15 protein-coding genes are annotated in these 19852 nt (G+C 61.7%); 4 read left to right on the top strand and 11 right to left on the bottom strand.

From position 1 onward, the window contains the following. Window positions 1-67 precede the first annotated feature (67 nt). Window positions 68-1114 carry an aromatic ring-hydroxylating oxygenase subunit alpha gene (locus tag PSH88_RS13850; RefSeq protein WP_305426817.1) on the top strand — a complete coding sequence of 349 codons (1047 nt, stop codon included), beginning with the start codon at window positions 68-70 and terminating at the stop codon, window positions 1112-1114. Next, window positions 1111-2061: a PDR/VanB family oxidoreductase gene (locus tag PSH88_RS13845; protein WP_305426816.1), complete on the top strand. Its 951-nt coding sequence runs from the start codon at window positions 1111-1113 to the stop codon at window positions 2059-2061. The genes PSH88_RS13850 and PSH88_RS13845 overlap by 4 nt, the downstream gene beginning before the upstream one ends. A 3-nt stretch (window positions 2062-2064) precedes the next feature. Here the strand turns inward: PSH88_RS13845 and PSH88_RS13840 are convergent, their stop codons facing one another. From PSH88_RS13840 to PSH88_RS13820, 5 genes are all read right to left on the bottom strand, one after another. Next, window positions 2065-2778 carry a GntR family transcriptional regulator gene (locus PSH88_RS13840; protein ID WP_305426815.1) on the bottom strand — a complete coding sequence of 238 codons (714 nt, stop codon included), beginning with the start codon at window positions 2776-2778 and terminating at the stop codon, window positions 2065-2067. Window positions 2779-2861: 83 nt separating this feature from the next. Further along, a complete protein-coding gene (locus tag PSH88_RS13835) occupies window positions 2862-4103 on the bottom strand; it encodes a thiolase family protein (protein ID WP_305426814.1) in 1242 nt (413 codons plus the stop codon). Further along, entirely contained in the window at window positions 4100-5983 is a 1884-nt protein-coding gene (locus PSH88_RS13830; protein ID WP_305426813.1) for a feruloyl-CoA synthase, read from the bottom strand. Before PSH88_RS13830 ends, PSH88_RS13835 begins: the two co-directional genes overlap by 4 nt. Before the next feature lie 143 nt (window positions 5984-6126). After that, on the bottom strand, window positions 6127-7575 hold the full coding sequence (locus tag PSH88_RS13825; protein WP_305426812.1) for an aldehyde dehydrogenase: 1449 nt from the start codon (window positions 7573-7575) through the stop codon (window positions 6127-6129). Between the two features lie 129 nt (window positions 7576-7704). Beyond that, on the bottom strand, window positions 7705-8535 hold the full coding sequence (locus tag PSH88_RS13820; RefSeq protein ID WP_305426811.1) for a p-hydroxycinnamoyl CoA hydratase/lyase: 831 nt from the start codon (window positions 8533-8535) through the stop codon (window positions 7705-7707). 211 nt (window positions 8536-8746) lie between these two features. On the opposite strand from PSH88_RS13820, the gene PSH88_RS13815 reads away from it, so the two are divergent. Further along, window positions 8747-9235: a MarR family winged helix-turn-helix transcriptional regulator gene (locus tag PSH88_RS13815; protein WP_063340120.1), complete on the top strand. Its 489-nt coding sequence runs from the start codon at window positions 8747-8749 to the stop codon at window positions 9233-9235. Window positions 9236-9295: 60 nt separating this feature from the next. Here the strand turns inward: PSH88_RS13815 and PSH88_RS13810 are convergent, their stop codons facing one another. Next, complete coding sequence (locus PSH88_RS13810; protein WP_305426810.1) at window positions 9296-10606, bottom strand: OprD family porin; 1311 nt, start codon at window positions 10604-10606, stop codon at window positions 9296-9298. A gap of 331 nt (window positions 10607-10937) precedes the next feature. Here PSH88_RS13810 and mhpT point away from each other — a divergent pair, with 331 nt between their 5' ends. Further along, window positions 10938-12155 (top strand): 3-(3-hydroxy-phenyl)propionate transporter MhpT, encoded by a 1218-nt coding sequence (gene mhpT, locus PSH88_RS13805; protein ID WP_305426809.1) that lies wholly within the window; start codon window positions 10938-10940, stop codon window positions 12153-12155. 136 nt (window positions 12156-12291) lie between these two features. On the opposite strand, the gene PSH88_RS13800 is transcribed toward mhpT, so the two are convergent. The 5 genes from PSH88_RS13800 to PSH88_RS13780 form a co-directional block, all read right to left on the bottom strand. Further along, a complete protein-coding gene (locus PSH88_RS13800; protein ID WP_305426808.1) occupies window positions 12292-14715 on the bottom strand; it encodes an efflux RND transporter permease subunit in 2424 nt (807 codons plus the stop codon). A gap of 52 nt (window positions 14716-14767) precedes the next feature. Continuing rightward, window positions 14768-15871, bottom strand: a complete 1104-nt coding sequence (locus PSH88_RS13795) for a WD40/YVTN/BNR-like repeat-containing protein (protein ID WP_305426807.1) — start codon at window positions 15869-15871, stop codon at window positions 14768-14770. A gap of 69 nt (window positions 15872-15940) precedes the next feature. Then, window positions 15941-17302 carry a DUF1329 domain-containing protein gene (locus PSH88_RS13790; protein ID WP_305426806.1) on the bottom strand — a complete coding sequence of 454 codons (1362 nt, stop codon included), beginning with the start codon at window positions 17300-17302 and terminating at the stop codon, window positions 15941-15943. Between the two features lie 15 nt (window positions 17303-17317). Then, entirely contained in the window at window positions 17318-18967 is a 1650-nt protein-coding gene (locus tag PSH88_RS13785) for a DUF1302 domain-containing protein (RefSeq protein ID WP_305426805.1), read from the bottom strand. Window positions 18968-19045: 78 nt separating this feature from the next. Continuing rightward, entirely contained in the window at window positions 19046-19813 is a 768-nt protein-coding gene (locus PSH88_RS13780) for a coniferyl-alcohol dehydrogenase (RefSeq protein ID WP_305426804.1), read from the bottom strand. Window positions 19814-19852: the final 39 nt, after the last annotated feature.

The raw sequence follows: 19852 nt of genomic DNA, 5'->3' as shown, positions 1-19852 counted from the left end.
ACAAACACCCCATAAATCAACATTAATGGATCCACTAAATAACAACAAACAGCCTTGGAGAATCTCCATGTACCCCAAGAACACCTGGTACGTCGCCTGTACGCCCGATGAAATCGCCGACAAGCCGCTAGGCCGTCAGATCTGTGGTGAAAAGATGGTTTTTTACCGCGGGCACGAAGGCAAGGTAGCGGCCGTCGAGGACTTCTGCCCCCATCGCGGCGCACCGCTGTCTTTGGGTTATGTGGAAAACGGCAATCTGGTTTGCGGCTATCACGGCCTGGTGATGGGCTGCGACGGCAAGACCGTGGAAATGCCCGGGCAGCGGGTTCGCGGTTTCCCGTGCAACAAGACGTTCGCCGTGGTCGAGCGCTATGGGTTTATCTGGGTCTGGCCCGGTGATCAGGCGTTGGCGGATCCGGTGCTGATCCATCACCTGGAATGGGCAGTCAGTGACGAGTGGGCCTATGGCGGCGGCCTGTTCCATATCCAGTGCGACTACCGGCTGATGATCGACAACCTGATGGACCTGACTCACGAAACCTACGTTCACGCGTCCAGCATCGGCCAGAAGGAAATCGACGAAGCGCCGCCGGTGACTACGGTCGACGGCGACGAGGTGGTCACTGCCCGCCACATGGAAAACATCATGGCCCCGCCTTTCTGGCGCATGGCCCTGCGCGGCAACAACCTGGCCGACGATGTACCGGTGGACCGCTGGCAGATCTGCCGCTTCACCCCGCCTAGCCATGTGCTGATCGAAGTCGGCGTGGCCCATGCCGGCCATGGCGGTTATCACGCGCCTCAACAGCTCAAGGCGTCGAGCATCGTCGTCGACTTCATCACCCCGGAAACCGAAACCTCGATCTGGTACTTCTGGGGCATGGCGCGCAACTTCAATCCGCAGGATGAAGCCTTGACCGCGAGCATTCGCGAGGGACAGGGCAAGATTTTCAGCGAGGACCTGGAGATGCTCGAACGCCAGCAACAGAACCTGCTCAGCCATCCCGCGCGCAGCTTGCTCAAGCTCAATATTGACGCTGGCGGTGTACAGTCGCGTCGCGTTCTGGAGCGCCTGATCGCCAAGGAACAAGCCCCGCAGGAGTCAATGGCATGATCGAAGTGCTGGTGGTATCGCGCAACAACGAAGCCCACGACATCTGCAGCTATGAGCTGGCCAGTGTCGATGACCGACCGCTGCCGGCCTTCAGCGCCGGTGCGCATATCGATGTGCACCTGCCTGGCGGCTTGATCCGGCAATACTCCCTGTGCAACCACCCCGAAGAACGCCATCGCTACCTGATCGGTGTGCTCAAGGACCCGACCTCCCGGGGCGGTTCACTGGCCATGCACGAGCAGATCCAGCCCGGCATGCGCCTGCCGATCAGTGAACCGCGCAACCTGTTCCCGTTGGTCCATGAGGCCAGGCGCAGCCTGCTGTTCGCTGGCGGTATCGGGATCACGCCGATCCTGTGCATGGCCGAACGCCTGGCACACAGTGGCGCGGATTTCGAGCTGCATTACTGTGCCCGATCACGGGACCGTGCAGCCTTTGTCGAACGCCTGCAGCACTCGCCTTTTGCCGACCGGGTGTTCCTGCATTTCGATCAGGAACCCGAGACCGTGCTGGACGCGGCCAAGGTCCTGGCCATGCCTCAGAGCGACGTTCATTTATACGTGTGTGGCCCCGGCGGTTTCATGCAGCACGTGCTGGACACGGCCAAGGCCGAAGGCTGGCAGGAGCAATGCCTGCACCGCGAGTACTTCGCCGCCGCGCCCGTCGACACTGGCGCCGATGGCAGTTTCTCGATCAAGGTCGCCAGCAGCGGCCAGGTCTTCGAGGTGCCGGCCGACAAGAGCGTGGTGCAAGTACTACAAGACCAAGGCATCGAGATCGCCATTTCCTGTGAACAAGGCATTTGTGGCACTTGCCTGACGCGAGTTCTGGAGGGGGTACCGGAGCATCGCGACCTGTTCCTCACCGAGGATGAACAGGCCTGCAACGACCAGTTCACCCCTTGCTGCTCGCGTTCGAAAACGCCGCTGCTGGTGTTGGATATCTAGAACCTATTCCGAGCGGAGAATGACCTTCATCCGCTCGTCAGCCGTCGCTGAGCCGAAGATCTCGGCATAGCGCAATGTGGCATTGGCGTGTTCGCGCATGATCGCTTCGGCACGCGCGCCCTGGCGATTGACCAGGGCATCGAACACCGAGTGGTGTTGCATGTGGGCATAGTTGAAGCGTCGATATTCCCGCACCATGTCGTTGCGGTCCACGGCCAGGGCGGTCACCGAAGCGAAGGGCAAATGGTCGTTGCGCGCCAGGGCATCAGCGATCGCCGGGTTGTGGCTGCCTTTGACGATCACCTCGTGAAAACGCATGTTGAGGTCGTGATAGACCTCCAGGTCTTCTATGGTCACGTACCCTTTGTCGAACAGTTGATCACCCTGCATCAGGCATTGTTCGAGGGTCGCCCGGGCTTCGTCCGATAGCCCGCGCTCGGCGGTCTGACGCGCCGCCAGGCCTTCGAGTACACCTCGCACTTCAACCGCACCGGCAATGTCATCGGGGCTGACCGAACGCACCTGAAACCCGCGCCCGCCAAAACGCACCAGCAAGCCTTCCTGCTCCAGCGTGCGGAACGCCATGCGCACCGGCATCCGCGAAACACCGAACAACTCCGCCGTAGGGATTTCCATCAACCGCTCGCCCGCCGCCAGCTCGCCCGAGGCGATCATTTTGCGCAATGCGACCAGCACCGTTTGACCGGGCTTACTCATCCAGGCAACTTCCAGAAAGGTGGGTCTGCATAGTAACGCAAGAGAGTGACGCCAGGTTTGGGCAGAGGCCGCGGTGTTCTGCCTCAGCCTTGATAGGCCGGGTTTTCGATCAGCAGAGCCATGCCCTGCCCGCCACCGACACACGCGGCGGCGATGCCATAACGCAGATTACCCTCGCGCAGTTGCCTGGCCAGGGTCAGCACCAGGCGCAAACCTGTAGCGGCCAAAGGATGCCCCAAAGCAATCGAGCCGCCCCGCCGGTTGAGCCGGTCGCCGTCCAGTTCAAGCGCCTGGGCCACAGCCAATACCTGAGCGGCCTGGGCCTCATTGATCTCCAGCAAACCGATTTCGCCAAGGGACATCCCGCTACGTTGCAAGAGCAACTGGATGGCTGGCGCCGGCCCTATCCCCATGAATTCCGGTGCCACGCCTACCACGGCACTCGCCAGCAAATGAGCCAATACCGGACGCCGGGCCGCAGAGGCTCGCCCCACCAGCGCGGCCGCCGCGCCATCAACCACCGCGCAACTGTTGCCGGCCGTTTGCACACCACCCACATGCACCGCCCGCAACCGGCCCAAGGTGTCCAGATCGGTGGGTCGCGGATGACTATCGCGAGTCACGCGGTCTACACCCCGTGGCAACTGGATACTGCGTGGCTGATAGCCGGCCAGTTCAAAGCGCTCATTGCCGAGCGCCACCAGCTCCGGTTCAAACCAGCCGTCAGCCTGGGCCTGCAGCGCCAATTGATGGCTGTCGAGGGCGAACCGATCCACTTCTTCGCGGCTCAGACCATGCCGCCGAGCCAGGTTGTCGGCGGTGGTGATCATGTCGACGCCTGGGGCCGGGTCGTAGAGGGCTTCCCAGAGAAAATCCTTGAACGCCACCTCGGCACCGAGCCGGAAACCGCTGCGGTGGGTGTAAGCGGCAATCGGGTTACGCGACATCGATTCGGCCGCCACACACAAGGCTAATTGCACACCGTCATCCAGCTGCCTGGCGGCCTGCCGCAAGAGTTCGAAACCGGTGGCGCAGATGCGCTGCACACCCAGCGCCGGAGTCTCTTGCGGCACGCCACTGTAAAGGCCGATATGCCGAGGCAGCAGGTAAGCATCAAAACTGGCCTGAGCCATCGAGCCGGCGAGCACGCTATCGACCGAGGATGGATCAATAGCCGCGCGGGCCAGCACCTCGCGCCCGACCTTGATCCCCAGGTCGATCGGCGAAACCTGGGCCAAGGCCCCACCGAGATCGACCCAAGGCGTGCGCAGTGCTTCGAAAATCGCCACATCGCTAAAGCTCGAATACTGCCCCGCGCTGCTCACGACAGAGGTCCGGCACGCAGGATGGAAGGTTCTTCGCCGCGATACAGCGCCTCGACCTTGTCGGCGCGCCATTGCAGCACCGCGCGCTGGTTGATTGAGCCCTTGTCGGTGATTTCCCCGCGGTCGATAGAGGCGGGTTCGTCGAGCAGCGCGATCCATTCCAGGCGGCTGGCATTACCGGTGGCGTCGCGGTTGAGCCGCTGTAGCCAATCGCTGAACCACTGACGCACCGGCGCGCTGGCCAGGACCTCGGCATCGCTGGCGTGGGCACTCAAGCCGGCCAGACGTCGGCATTCATACATCCGGGGAAAGACCAGTGCACCCAGGCATTCGCGATCCGGCGCGGCCACCACCAAGTCCTGAACATAGGGCGTACCTTCTAGCACCGCGCGATTGCGCAGCGGGCCGACGCTGACAAACACGCCGGAGCTGAGTTTGAAGTCCTCGGCGATGCGCCCGTCGAACATCAGTCCCAGTTGCGGATCACGGGGGTCAGCCAGTTTCAGCGCATCGCCGGAACAGTAGAAACCCTGTTCGTCGAACACCTCGGCAGTCTGCTGCGGCGCGCGCCAGTAACCGGGCATGATGTGCGGCCCGCGAAAACGCCCCTCCAGCTTGCCGTCCACCGGCACCAAGCGCACTTCGCAACCGGGAGCCGGCAGGCCGATATAGCCGGCCATGGACAGCGGCCCGGTGGTGAACGTGCAGGACGGCGACGCCTCGGTCATGCCGAGCCCGGCCATCATGCGAATGCGTTCGCCACAATGCTGTTCGGCGACCCGGTCCAGGCGATCCCAAACCCGTTGGGACAAACCGGCGGCGGCGAAAAAGAACAGCTTCATGCGCGAGAAGAAACATTCGCGCAACTCGCCATCCTGCTCCAGCGCGTTGACCAGTTCTTCCCAGCCCTTGGGCACGGTGAGGTACGCGGTGGGCGATATTTCCTTGAGGTTGCGCAGTGTTTCAGCAAACCCCTGGACGGTCGGCTTGCCGTCGTCCAGGTAAAAGGTGCCGCCGTTGTACAGCACGATGCCGACGTTGTGGCTGCCGCCGAAGGTGTGATTCCACGGCAACCAGTCCACCAGCACCGGAGGTTCTTCGCCGAACACCGGAAAGGTCTGCAACAGCATCTGCTGGTTGGCGCAGAGCATGCGCTGGGTGGTGATCACTGCCTTGGGCAGTTTGGTGGAGCCTGAGGTAAACAGAAATTTGGCGATGCTGTCCGGCCCGGTAGCCGTGAAGGCGCAATCGGCCTCGGCACCACCGGGCTGCGCCAGCAGGCTGGCAAAACTCACCTGATTGCGACCCGGTATTTGGCCGCGCACGCTGATCAGCGGCGTTTCGGCCGGCAGCACCGCATCGATCGCCCGCTGATAGACCGCGGCGTCGCTGACGAACACCAGGCCCGGCTGCAACAAATTGCAGACATGCCGCAGCTTGGCGAAATCCTGGGACAACAACGAATAGGCAGGAGAGACCGGGCAATAAGGAATCCCGGCATACATCGCGCCCAGGGCAATCTGTAAATGCTCGATGTCGTTGCCCGAGAGGATCGCCAGCGGGCGCTCTGCCGAAAGCCCATAACCCAATAGGCTTTGGGCAATGGCGCGGACACTGGTCAGCATCTCGGCGTAACTCACCCGGCGCCAGTCGCCGCCCTCCTGGCGAGCGGCGATAAAGGTCTGTTGCGGGCGCACCCGGGCCCAATGCACCAGGCGATCGAGCAAGCGTACGGGCAACTCGGCCAAGGGCTCCAGGGAGCGCATATGCAATATGCCCTGCTCCTCGCTGACCTCGACCGCAGGGCGGCCGATGGACACCTGGCGATAGCGCGGCGCGTTGGCCTCGGTCTGGGGTGGCGATCTGAATTCGGAACTCACGTGCTTGTTCTCCATCAAGGCACGCCACCGGTCCGCCGGGAAGCGGTCAACCGGGGCATCGCAGCCTTGTTATTGTTATGTCTGGCGTGCACGCGGGCGACGATCGCTCTCAAGCGTGCGTCGCCCGACGCTGCGACGGCTGCTCAGATCGGGTAGTGCCGCGGTCCGTTCTGCAAGGTCACCCAACGCAATTGGGTGAAGTGCTCGATGGACGCCTTGCCGCCAAAACTGCCATAGCCGCTGGACTTGACCCCGCCGAACGGCATCTGCGCCTCGTCGTGCACGGTCGGGCCGTTGATGTGGCAGATGCCCGACTCGACTCGCTGGGCCATGGCCAGCGCACGGCCGGTGTCGCGACTGAAGATCGCCGCCGACAAGCCGAACTCGGAATCGTTGGCCAGGCGCAGCAGCTCTTCGTCGCCCTCACCGCGCAGCACCACCGCCACCGGGCCAAAGGACTCTTCGCGGTACAGACGCATGGCGTCGGTGACGCCATCGAGCAAGGTCGGCTGCAGAATGCTGCCCTCCAGCTGGCCACCCGTGACCAGGGTTGCGCCCTTGTCGAGGGCATCGTCGATCAACAGTTTGATGCGTTCACCTGCGCTGCTGTCCACCAGAGAACCGAGCACCGAACCTTCGGCATTGGGGTTGCCGGCGGGCAAGGTGGCGATCTTCGCCGCCAGTTTGGCAACAAAGGCATCGGCCACCTTGGCATCGACGATCAGGCGCTCGGTGGACATGCAAATCTGTCCCTGGTTGAAGAAGGCGCCGAAGGCTGCGGCCTCCACCGCTGCATCCAGATCGGCATCCTCCAGCACCAGGAACGGCGCCTTGCCGCCCAGTTCCAGCAACGCCGGTTTGAGATGACGCGCCGACAGTTCACCGACGATGCGCCCGACATGGGTCGAGCCGGTAAAGTTGACCCGACGCACCGCCGGGTTGGCGATCAACCGCTCGACAATCGCCGGAGCATCCTGGGGCGCGTTGCTGATGACGTTGACCACGCCATCGCCGAGGCCGGCGTCTTGCAACACCTGGCCGATCAGCCGGTGCACCGCCGGGCTCAGTTCCGACGCCTTGAGCACCACGGTGTTGCCGCAGGCCAGCGGCATGGCGATGGCGCGGGTGGCGAGGATCACCGGGGCGTTCCAGGGCGCGATGCCCAGCACCACGCCGCAGGGTTGCCGCAGGGCCATGGCGAAGCTGCCGGGCACATCGGAGGGAATGACTTCGCCGTTGATTTGGGTGGTCATGCACGCGGCTTCGCGCAGCATGTTGGAGGCCAGATGCACATTGAAGCCGTACCAGTTGGCCATGGCGCCGGTCTCGCCGGCCGCCGCGATGAATTCCGCGCTGCGGGCCTGCAACTGCTCGGCCGCGCGCAGCAACCGAGTGCGTCGTTCATTGGGGGCCAGGGCCGCCCAGGCGGGGAATGCCGCTTTAGCCGCAGCAACGGCAGCATCGGCATCTTCCAGGGTGGCGGCGGCAACTCGCGACACGACTTCGCCGGTCACCGGATTACGCCGTTCGAAGGTTCGACCGTCTCGGGCGGGGCACGACTGGCCGCCGATCAGCAGGGGCACGTCCAGCATGGTGATTCCTCTTTATTGTCTTTATCGGGAATACAGTCGAGGGGTTCACAGTAGCGCCTGGGCGCCGGGGCGAACAGCTGGCGGACGCTCGATCGCCCGGCCAGCTCGCCTTGTTCTCAACGCCAGGGCTCAGCGTTTATAAGCCTGCAAACCGGGCTTGATGCTCTTGTCGTCGAGGAACTGCTTCATGCCCTGCTCGCGGCCACCTTCGGTGTCCAGCAGGCGCGACTGATCGAGCTTGGCGTACAGGTAATCTTCGTTCTGCTCCCAAGTGAGTTCGCGGCAACGCTTGAAGCCATGCTTGGCCGCGCGCAGCACCACCGGGTTTTTCTCCAGCAGGTTACGCGCCAGTTCGATCGTCACTTCACGCAATTGCGCCAGCGGAACACTCTCGTTGACCAGGCCCATCTCGGCGGCTTTCTGCCCGTCAAAGGTCTTGCCGGTCATGATGTAGTACAGCGACTGGCGATGGCCCACGGTGTCAGCCATGGCCTTGCTCACCAGGTTGCCCGGCGGGATGCCCCAGTTGATTTCCGACAGGCCGAAGGTCGCTTCATCGGCGCAGATCGCCAGGTCGCAGGCCACCAGCGGGCTGAAACCGCCACCGAAGCACCAGCCGTTGACCATGGCGATGGTCGGCTTGGCGTACATGCGCAGCAGTTTCCATTGCCATTGAGAGGCTTCGCGGCGGATTTTTTCCTGAAGGATTTCCGGGCCGGCGTCCACTTCGCGAAAGTATTCCTTGAGGTCCATGCCCGCGGTCCAGGCTTCGCCCGCGCCGGTCAGCACCAGCACACCGGCGTCTGGATCCTGCTCCAGGGTTTCCAGAACGTCGATCATCTCGCGGTTCAGGGTCGGGCTCATGGCATTGCGTTTTTCCGGGCGGTTGAGGATGACCCAGGCGATGCCTTCCTCGACTTCCACTTTGACCGTTGTCCAGCGACCTTCGTAATTGCTCATGGTGATGCTCTCTTGTTCTTGGCTTGACGATGGGTAAAAACTAAACCGCAAATATAGTTATGTCAATTAACTATTAATAAAATTAACCGAACTGTTTTCGTGCCTGAAACGGGCGCAGCGCGCAGAGATATGAAAGAGGTCGTGGCTATCCACGGCCAATCTCGGCAAACTAGATAGTCTTCTTAACCGCCAGCTGAGGATTCACCCTGCAATGGCCAAGTCTTCCAAGATTGCCGCCGCCCCCGAGGCCCCTGCCGACAGCGCCGAAACCCAGGCGCCGCTGGATTCCGCCCTGGACGACCTGATCGGTTACGCCATGCGCCGGGCGCAGCTGAAACTGTTCCAGAACCTCATTGGCCGGCTCTCGGCCCACGACTTGCGACCGGCCCAGTTCTCGGCCCTGGCGATCATCGACCAGAACCCCGGGTTGATGCAGGCCGACCTGGCCAAGGCCTTGACCATCGAGCCACCGCAAGTGGTGCCGCTGCTGAACAAACTGGAAAGCCGGGCATTGGCGGTGCGGGTGCGCTGCAAACCGGACAAGCGCTCCTATGGGATTTTTCTCAGCAAGACCGGCGAGGCCCTGCTCAAGGAGCTAAAACTGATCGCCGCCGAGAGCGACATGGATGCAACGTCCAACCTCGACAGCCAGGAACGCGAAGAGCTGCTCAGGCTGCTGAAAAAGGTCTACCAGGCCTGAAACGCCAACGCCGGCGCGTTCCTGGGGGGAACGGCCGGCGTCGTGGCAGGTAAAAACGACTTACCAGATCGGTACGGTGTAGAGCACCAGAAAGCGGGTCTGGTTTTCATCGCGAAACGCCGCGCCGGTGGGGAAGTCATTGCGATAGATCGACTTGCGCGCCATCAGCCCGACGTTCTTCAGCGGGCCACTCTGGATCACATACCCCAGCTCCATCTGGAATTCTCGCTCCTTGCGGTCGTCGGCATTCAGCGCCGTCAGCTCGATATGGTCACCGCGAACATAACGTAGCCGGCTCTTCAGCCCGGGCACCCCGACGGCGGCGAAGTCATAGTCGTAGATCGCCTGCCAGGTCCGCTCCTTGGCATTGAGAAAGTCCGAGCTCATGGTCAGCTCACTCATGCCCATCAACTCGGTGCCCGACACGTAAGGCGTCGCGGTGTCACCACTGGAGTGCATATAGCCCAGGCTCAGGCGATGGCCGCCAAAGCGATAGCCGAACAGCGCCGACAGGTTGCGGTTGTCCACCTTGCCGGCCTTGGCGCTGCCGTCCTCGTCGCTGAAAAAACTGCGCAAATCAGTGGTCAGCGTGCCCTCGCCCACCTGTAGATTGTGCAGCAGCGCCAGGGTGTTCTGCTGATACAAGTCCGCCACTTCGGCGTGATAGGCACGCAGACTGAGGTCCTTGTTCACCTGATAATCGCCGCCGACATAAGCCATGTGCGATGAGGTGGCCGCTCCGTTGAAACGCCGGTTCGGCGAGGCAATGCTCATCGGCTGGTAGTCGGTGGAATCACGCTTGTTGATGCGATCGATGTAGCCGGTGTTGAAGGTCAGCCCGTCGATGTCCTTTGAACTGAGGGTGGTGCCACGAAACGTCTGCGGCAGCAGCCGTGACGGACTGGCGAAAGCGAACGGCAGGAAGATCGATACATCGCCGGTCTTCACCGTGGTCTGGGCAAAACGCATCTTGGCGGTCATGGCCAGGCGCGAATACTCGTCCGCCGCACGCTTGTCGCTGGCGGACACCGGCAACAACTCGGTGCCGCTGCGGTCGGGCGACGAGTCCAGCTTGACGCCCATCAGGCCGCGAGCGTCCAGGCCAAAACCAACAGTCCCCGGGGTAAAGCCCGACTCCATATTCATGATGAAACCCTGGGCCCATTCCCGGGCCGCGGTCTTCGCCCCGTCGTCCTTGTAGTCCCGATCCAGGTAGTAATTGCGCAGGGTCAAGGTGCCGTGACTGTCATCGATAAAGCCTTCGGCCAGCGCCGGAGTGGCAATCACACTCAAACCCAACAGGGCCAGATGACGTGCGCGAACAGGTAAGGTTGAGATCGCCACGAGGGCGTCCCGAGGGAGATTTGGCATGTTCGATGTCCACTTATTGTTGTTGTTTTTAGAACGGGATCGTCGGGTTGCCCCAAGGATCTCCGGTCAGAGAATGGAAACGCCTGAGGGTGGCGTCAATCCACAATGACCGATAATCGAACATTAATATTATTATCTATTTTATAAATACATCTTCCACCTTATGTCATCACATTGATTTAAATGAATTTAATGGCTTTTTTCAGTAAAAACCCTTGGTCATTCATTTTTTAGTTATCTTTGTTAATCTTAATTTCAGCCTGTTATCGCCTACAGCAATCAGGCTCGCGTTCCCCCATAAGCCCCAACAAAAACAATAATGAGGTTCGCCATGGACACCCCATCACGTCGCACGACGCTGACCATCGCCCTGTGTTTTATCGTTGCACTGATCGAAGGTTTCGACCTGCAAGCCGCCGGCACTGCCGCCGCGGGCCTGCGCCAGACCTTTGCCCTGGACCCGAAAATGATGGGTTGGGTATTCAGCGCCGGCATCATCGGTTTGCTGCCGGGCGCCTTCTTCGGCGGCTGGATCGCCGATCGCATCGGCCGCAAGAAAATCCTCATCGGCGCCGTGCTGCTGTTCGGCGTGTTCTCCCTCAACACGGCCTATGTCAGCAGTTTTTCCGGCCTGCTGCTGGCGCGCTTCATGACGGGCCTGGGCCTGGGTGCCGCCCTGCCCAACCTGATCGCGCTGTGTGCCGAAGCCGTGGGTGAGCAACGTCGCGGCACCGCGATCAGCATCATGTATGCCGGCGTGCCGTTGGGCGGCGCGCTGGCGGCGGTAGTCGCCATGCTGTTTGCCGAGCATTGGCAGATGACCTTCATCATCGGTGGTCTCGTGCCTTTGCTGGTGGTGCCGTTGATGGTCCTGCTGCTGCCTGAGTCCAGCGCCTTTCGCCAGCAACAAGGCAGCGTCAACGTGGCGCGCGCGTCAACCGGCCAGGCGCTGTTCGGCGAAGACCGGACCCGCGTCACCCTGGCATTGTGGTTGAGCTACTTCTTCACCCTGACCGTGATGTACATGCTGCTCAACTGGCTGCCATCGCTGTTGCTGGAACAGGGTTTCAGCAAACCCCAGGCAGGCCTGGTGCAGATGCTGTTCAACATCGGCGGCGCCCTCGGTTCCCTGCTCGGCGGGCTGCTGCTGGATCGCTGCAACGGCATCAAAGTGGTGCTGTTTGTCTACGCCGGGTTGCTGGCGGCGCTGGCCGGGGTCGGTCTGTCGGTGGGCATCGTCCCCATGGCCATCGCCGGTTTTTCCGCCGGGTTGTTTGTAATGGCCGCGCAGCTGGTGCTTTACGCCCTGGCACCGCCGTCGTACCCGACTTCGGTGCGTGCCACCGGCGTCGGCGCGGCGGTGGCTATCGGTCGCCTCGGATCGGTGGCCGGGCCGTTGGCCGCGGGGCAGATTCTGGCGGCTGGGGCCGGTACCACCGGGGTATTGCTGGCGACCTCGCCCGGGCTGCTGATTGCAGCACTGGCGATCATCAGCGTGATTGCCCGTTCGGCCCCACTTACGGTATCGATGGAAAAGGCCAAGGCCTGAACCCCATCAGTTAAAACGCGAGACCTGTGGGAGCGGGCTCGCTCGCGAAGGCGGAGTATCAGACGACATCGATGTTGCCTGTACCGCCGTCTTCGCGAGCAAGCCCGCTCCCACAGGGTCCCGCGTGCCGAGCCCTTCAGCCCTCCTTGACCCACTGCACAAGCAAGCTCGCTTCAGGCTTTTTTGCGAAGACCTTCTGCGGCAGCAGCAACCAGGCCAGAGCCGGCAGCAGAATCAGGGCACCGAGCATGTTCACCAGGAACATGAACGCCAGCAGAATACCCATGTCGGCCTGGAACTTGATCGGTGAGAACGCCCAGGTCGACACTGCAACCGCCAGGGTCATGCCGGTCAGCAACACCACTTTGCCGGTGAACAGCAGCGCCTGGTAATACGCCTGGGCCAGGGTGTCGCCGGCACGCATTCGAGCCAGGATCACACTCAAGACATACAGTGCGTAGTCGATGCCAATGCCCACGCCCAGTGCGATTACCGGCAGGGTTGCGACTTTCACCCCCATACCCAGCCCCACCATCAGCGCCTCGCACAGAATCGAGGTGAGCATCAGCGGCAGCATCGCGCACAGGGTTGCACGCCAGCTGCGGAAGGTCAGCAGGCATAGCAGGCTGACCGCGCCGTAGACCCAGAACAGCATCTCGTGCATGGATTTTTTCACCACGATATTGGTCGCGGCTTCGATTCCGGCGCTGCCGGCGGCCAGCATGAATTTGACCTCTGGCACCTGATGCGCTGCGATGAAGGCCTCGCTCGCCTCCACCACCCGATTCAGGGTATCGGCCTTGTGATCGGACAGGTAAACGTACAGCGACAGCATCGAACAGCCCTGATTGAACAGCTCCCGCGGTGCCCGGGTCTGCACGGCGCCCAGCGCGCCGTCATTGGGGATCAGCTCATACCACTTGAAGTTGCCTTCGTTGTAGCCGGCCGTGGCGATCTTGCTCAACGCCGCCATTGAAGTGGTCGACTCCACGCCAGGCAATTGCTCCAGTTGCCAAGCCAACGCATCCACCGCAGACAGGCTGGCGTAGCGCGTGCACTGATCTTCCGGCGTCTTGATCATGATCACGAAAATATCCGAACTGGCCGCATAGTTTTGGGTCATGAACAGCGCGTCGCGGTTGTAGCGCGAGTCGGCGCGCAACTCCGGAGCACCAGGATCGAGATCGCCGATTTTCAGGTTCAGGCTCACGGCAAAACCAAACGCTGCCAGCAGCAGGCCGCCCAGCATGGCGCCAATGGCCCAGCGCCGCTGGGTGAACAAATCCAGCACACGCCACAACGGATGCTTGATCTGCGCCTGCAGCTCGGCGGTTTCCGAACTCAGGCTGCGTTGCGCCGCTGCCGGGCTGACACCGATATAGCTGAGCAGGATCGGCAGCAGAATCAGGTTGGTGAAAATCAGCACCGCCACGCCGAGGCTGGCGGTGATCGCCAGGTCCTGAATCACCCGGATGTTGATCAGCAGCAACACGGCGAAGCCCACCGCATCACAGAGCAACGCGGTCATGCCGGCGGCAAACAGTCGGCGGAAGGTATAACGCGCGGCCACCACCCGGTGGGTGCCGCGACCGACGTCCTGCATGATGCCGTTCATCTTCTGCGCGCCGTGGCTCATGCCGATGGCGAATACCAAAAACGGCACCAGCGCCGAGTACGGGTCCAACTCATACCCAAGTATCGCGAGCAGGCCCATCTGCCAAAGCACTGCCACCAACGAACAAGTCACCACCACCAGGGTGCTGCGCGCGCAGCGGGTGTAACCGTAAAGCACCACCACGGTCACCAGCACCGCCATCACGAAGAACAACAAGACCTGGGTCAGCCCCTCGATCAGATCGCCGACGATCTTGGTGAAACCGGTGATGTGGATTCGCAGTTCATCGGTCTGGTATTTGTCCCGCAACGCCTCCAGCTGTCGGGAAAACTCGCCATAATCCAGGGCTTTGCCGGTCTGCGGACTGACTTCGAGCAACGGCACGAAGATCACGCTGGACTTGAAGTTACCGGCCACTAATTGACCGACCTCACCAGAACGCGCGACGTTGGTCCGCACCTGCTCGATACTGGTCGCCGAACCATCGTAGTCGTCGGGGATCACGGTGCCGCCATCGAGCCCCTCTTCGGTCACCGCGGTCCAGCGCGTGGTCGGGGTCCATAAAGACTTCATGTAGGGCCGGTCGACACCCGGCAGCAGATAGAGCTCGTCGTTGAGCCTGGCCAGCGTGTCGAGGTAATCCTTGGTGAAGATGCTGCCCTGTTTGACCTCCACGGAGATCCGCAACGAGTTGCCCAGACCGCTCAACTCGCTGCGATTCTCCAGGAAGTTGGCGACATAGGGGTGCCCCGTAGGGATGGTCTTCTCATAGCTGGCGTTGATACCGATGCGCGTGGCTTGCCAACCGAGCACCAGCGTCACCAGCAGACACAGCAGGATCACCAGCGGTCGATGGTTGAAGATCATTCGCTCGGCGAAGTTGCCCGACGCCTGGTCGAAGTCTTCCAGGCGGCCGATCACGGTTTGGGTTTTGTCGTCTTTCAAGTCTGACTCCTGTTGCACGGGCCGTGGCCCGATAGCGCTACACCGTGAAGTTTCAAGGTTTGGCGGAGGCCCGCGGATCCTGATCAGTTGCCACACCACTCAAACCGACGCTGGCCAGACCGCCGTCGGCTGCCTGTTGCACGGCAGCGACCGTCCCGCCGCTGCGGCTCTGGCGCTTGTCGAAGCTGCGGCCCTGGTCATGGCTGAACAAAAGTTCACCGCTCTGGCTGGCCAACAGCAGGCTGCCGTCACGCAGTTCGATGGCTGTCGCCAGTGTTGATTCGATGCCGGTGTCGAGGCGTCGCCAACTGCTGCCACGGTCCTCGGACCACCAGGCATTGCCGCGCAGTCCATAGGCAATCAAGGCTCCGCCGCGGGTGCCGAGCAGACCGAAAAAGCTGCCTTCATAAGGTGATTTCAGAGGCTGAAACGAATGCCCGGCATCGGTCGAACGCAACAGCAAACCGCGCTCCCCCACCAGCAGCAGATCGTTACCCGAAGCGCGGATCCCATACAGGTTCAGGCCCTGCGGATTGTTCACATGCTGCATCCACGGCCGCCAGCTTCGCCCGCCGTCGTCGGTACGGTAGATCTGGTTATAGGCGCCAACGATGTAGCCATGCAGGCGGTCACTGAAGTACAGGTCGAGAAACGGTTTATCCGGCCCGTCGTCCAGCATCTGCCGTGCCTGCGCCAGGTTGCTGGCGCCGTCCGGTTGATTGGCATCGCGCTCAGCGGCCTGCACCGCCAGCGCGGCGGCACGCTCACCGTCGAGTTGCTTGTGCCAGGTTTCACCGCCGTCCTCGGTGTGCAACACCACGCCCAGATGACCGACCGCCCAGCCCTGCTCGGCATCGACGAATTGCACCGCGGTCAGGCTGACGCTGACCGGCACACGGGCCTGTCGCCAAGTCATTCCAGAGTCATCCGAAAGCAGCACGATGCCGCGCTCGCCGACCGCCACCAGACGCTCGCCAGCCCGAGCCAACCCAAGCAATACCGCGCGCGCAGCCTTGGCGGTCGGCAGTGCCGGTTGCTGCAGTACCGCAAACGTCGCGGCCTGCGCAACCATCGACGTGCTCGCCAACAGACATAACGCCAGCGCGCAGGCACTCCATCGCAGACCGAAACTCGCAAAGCTTTTTTCAACGTTCATGTCTTTATCCCGCCTGGAAAATCGCCAGCGACCGCGACGAGCTTTTCGCCCGTCACAGCGCTCCATGGTTCAACGCATGTTTTCGTTGGCCATGGCATCCGGTGTGTAAAAGGAAGCCGAAGGTTTTGCGATCGTCTGGTACTGGACCGCCAGATCGTTGCTCGAAGCGTTAAGGAAGTAAGCGCCGGTATCGAGGTTGTAGCTGCCCCACATGACTTGCGCAGTGAGCGCCGGCAGGTCTGGCGCCAACAGCGTCAGCGAATACATCTGCCGTCCCAGTTTGCCCTGGGCGTCATACCCGTCGACCATCAGGATCTGCCAGGAATCCTCGTCGACGTAGTAGGTCCGATGCGGCACCACATGGCGCTTGCCGGATTTGAGCGTGGCCTCGACCACCCAGACCCGATGCTTCTCCCAGCGCACCAGATCAGGATTGAGAAAGTTCGGTTTGACCAGGTCGTCGCTCTTGGCCAGGCCGGCGCGATTATTGTTGTAGGGGACGATCAGTTCTTTCTTGCCCGCAAGCTTGAGATCGTAGCGGTCGGTAGGCCCGAACAGCATGAACGCTTCGTCAAACAGACCGACGCCAGAGGTGACGAAGTCCGGGGTGTCGTAGGCGATGTTCGGCGCTCGGCGTACCCGGCGCTGGCCAACCAGATACTGCCAGGCCGCACGGTTGGCCGGGTCCATGTCCCAGTGGGTCATCAAGCCTTCGCCGGCCTTGGATGACGGCAATTCGGTCAGCAGCTTGCCAACCTGGTACTTGCCGGCAAAATTTTCCAGGCTGCCGCTTTCGGAGTAGTAGGGAAACTGATAGCTGAACAGGGCCCGGGTCGCCTGGACCTTCTTGCCACCGGCGGTCATCAGCCAGGTATCAAAAGGTGCGCTAATGGTCTCGCCGCCCTGCCAGGACAACCGGTAGTTCCACAACACTTGCGCGCCATTTTCCGGTATCGGGAACGGAATGCCGCCATAGGCGCTGGCGACTTTTTCGGTTTCCACATCCAGCGTGGCACGGGTGGCATTCTTGCCGGTGTTGTCATACACCCATTGCGGGGCCGCCGCCGAGCGATGGGTCGGGTATATGTCCAGGCGATAGTCCGGGTATTTCTTCAACAGAACCTTGGTGCCTTCGGCCAGCACGCTGGCGTACTGCTCCATGTTCGAGGCCTTGATCGAATACAGCGGTTTCTCGCCGGCGAATGGATCGGCACGTTTGTCACCCGGTTTGTAGCCCGGCGCGACCTTGGTGTAGCCGCCGTCCCAGGCCGGGATGCTGCCATCGGCATTGCCGGCGCGCTCGCCGCCAAGGGGCGTCAGTTCAGACTTCAAGCGTGCAGCCTGTTCAGGTGACACTGCTGCCTGCGCCAGGCTGATGCCGGCCAGGGCCACGGTGAGGACGCAAGTGTTCAGGAAAGCGTTGTTCTGCATGGCGAATCCACCTTATTAGAATGAGGTTTTCACGTAGAGCGAGACGAAGTCACGGTCGGCCAGCGACTGCCCGTAACTGAAATTGCCGTCCTCGCGCAGCCCGGCTTTCGGGGCCCCGAAGAAGTTCACGTAGTTGAGGCCGACATCCCAGCGCTGCAGGTAGGTCGCCTTGAGCCCGACACTCCAGTCGCCGGCATGGGTATTGCCGAAGCCCGACTTGTTGACGGCCGAAGAACGGCCATCGAGCACCACGCCCATGCCGATCGGCACGGTCAGGTCGATCCCGTCGACAATCTGGAAGTACGCCGGCTCCACCAATACCCGCAACGCAGTGGCATCGCGCGTTGTGTTGGAATCCAGTGCCGCAGCGTTCTCGGTGACGCTCAGGGTGCGGTTCCACGCCAGTTCGGCCAGTGCCGAGCCGCCATCCCAAAAAGCACCAGGCGATAGCAGGTAAATCGCCGACAGGTTGGCGTGAGCGGTTTTGCCCCGGGCAAACAGTGAGTCATCGCCGCCATCGGCCTCCATGCCTGGGGTCACCACTTGCAGGTTGCTCACCAGCGGCGCATTCCAGCGCACGGAGGTTTCACCGGCAAAGTTGAACGGCCCATAGGCAGTGGAGAAGCTGACGCCGGCGGTCTTGATGTCTTCGGCGTAGACCTGACGATAGGAACTCAGGATCGGCAGCCCGGTGGCCGCCGCGGCTGCACCGTCGAGGTAGGCATACAAGCCGATCGGGGCTTTGTCGTGATACTGCGCGGCGTAAAAACCCAGCTCCAGTTCGGTCCCGGTCGGTTTGAAGCGAATCTGCATGCCGCCCTGCCCCGAATTTCGTGGCTTCAAATCGCCGCCATTCACCGTATCGTTGCCGAACACTTCGCGCAGCGAACCGCTGCCGTAGCCGATAGCATCGACATCGCTCAAGTAGCTACCAGCACCGGGCAGATTGGAACGTTCCCACTCGAACTGGTAGTAAGCACCCACCGACAACTGCGGGTTGATCTGCAACTGCCCGGAGATCTGGTTGACCGGACGCAGGATCTCCTTGAACTGAGTCCCCGGCACGCTGAGCAGCTTGACCACATCGGTCGGGCCCTGGGCATTGGCGATGCCGTTGCCACCGTAGAACAGGCTTTCCCCGTAGATCAGGCTGTGCCGGCCCAGACGCGCCACGCCCTGGGAGTCTTCGCCCAGGTCACCGCGCAGAAACACAAAGGCATCGAGAATTTCCGCGTCGCGACCGTGAAGTTCGCGGGTTTCGCTGAGGAAATGCGGTTGCTCGCTGCTGTCGGTGTCCTGGTTGTAAATATCGTCGTACCAGGCCGCACCGCTCACACGCAGCCCATAGTTTTGGCGGCTCAGGTCCATTTCGGAAAACAGGTCCAGACGGTTGGAGACCAGGCCACGGCTGAAGTTTTTATCGCCCTGACTCTGGATCGACGGATACAGACCATTGGCGGTCGGCGCGTTGACCAATCGGCTGTCCTGACCGTGCAGACGCCAGGCCTGGCTGTACTTGATGGTGTTGTCCCAACGCAGTTTCCAGTCCGAATCCCCCAGGTCCATTTGCATGGCCTCGGCCCTTTCGACCATCACGCCTGCGCTGCATAACGCCAGAAACAGGGCGCAATGCTTGAAACGAAAGCAACGTTTAACGTTGTCCATGGACGCTCCTCATTATTTTTATTTTTGGCATGGCTTTGCACTTGTAGGGGCTTTCGCCGCTGTCTACAGGTGTGCGTTTCAGATGTAGGTGGAGGCCAATCCGCCATCGACTGCCAGGTTGACACCGTTGATCCAGCGCGACTCGTCGGCACACAGGAAAGCGATCACCGCCGCCACCTCATCGGCATAACCGGGACGTTTCATGCGATGGGCATCGGCCTGGGTTCGTGCTTCACCGAGCATGCTCACGAAGTCGCCGAGGATAGGCGTGAAGACCGGGCCCGGCGCCACGCTGTTCATGCGCACTGAATGTTCGAGAAACCAGGGCTGGGCCTGCAGGTAGTTCCAGACGATCAAGGCTTCCTTGAAATACTGGTAGCAGGTCTCATCCGGTACCGGGTGCTCGGCCAGCCAGGCTTGCGCGGCGGCGAAACCTTCGATACGCGCCAGCGCCTTGTGCCGTTCCAGGCGTAATGGCCACTCGGCGCCGAGGATCGAGGCGATATTGACGATGCTGCCGCCAGCGGTGATGCGCGGCAGCAATGCCTGGCTCAGGTGACGCAACCCCAGGTAATTGACCTTCGCCAGCAATTGCGGGTTTGCGGTGCCCGGCACCCCGGCGATATTGCACAGGCTGTCGATCCGTGCCGGCAACTGCGGCAGCAGCCGGTCGATGTTCTCGGCACTGCTCAGATCGCCCTGGACAAAACCGTCCAGGGTCATGTGCGGGGGCTTCAGATCGACGCCAATCACCTGGGCGCCGTGGGCGCGCAGCAGGCTTGCAGTGGCGGCGCCGATACCCGAGGAGACCCCGGTCACCAGCACAATCTTGTTGTCGAGTTTCATGTTGAGTCCTCTTATTATTTTTGTGTACTCGCCCGACTT

Source organism: Pseudomonas wuhanensis (assembly GCF_030687395.1).
GTDB classification, from domain to species: Bacteria; Pseudomonadota; Gammaproteobacteria; order Pseudomonadales; family Pseudomonadaceae; genus Aquipseudomonas; species Aquipseudomonas wuhanensis.
Note: the sequence above shows the minus strand (reverse complement) of the source record. Positions and strands in the feature narration are given on the sequence as shown.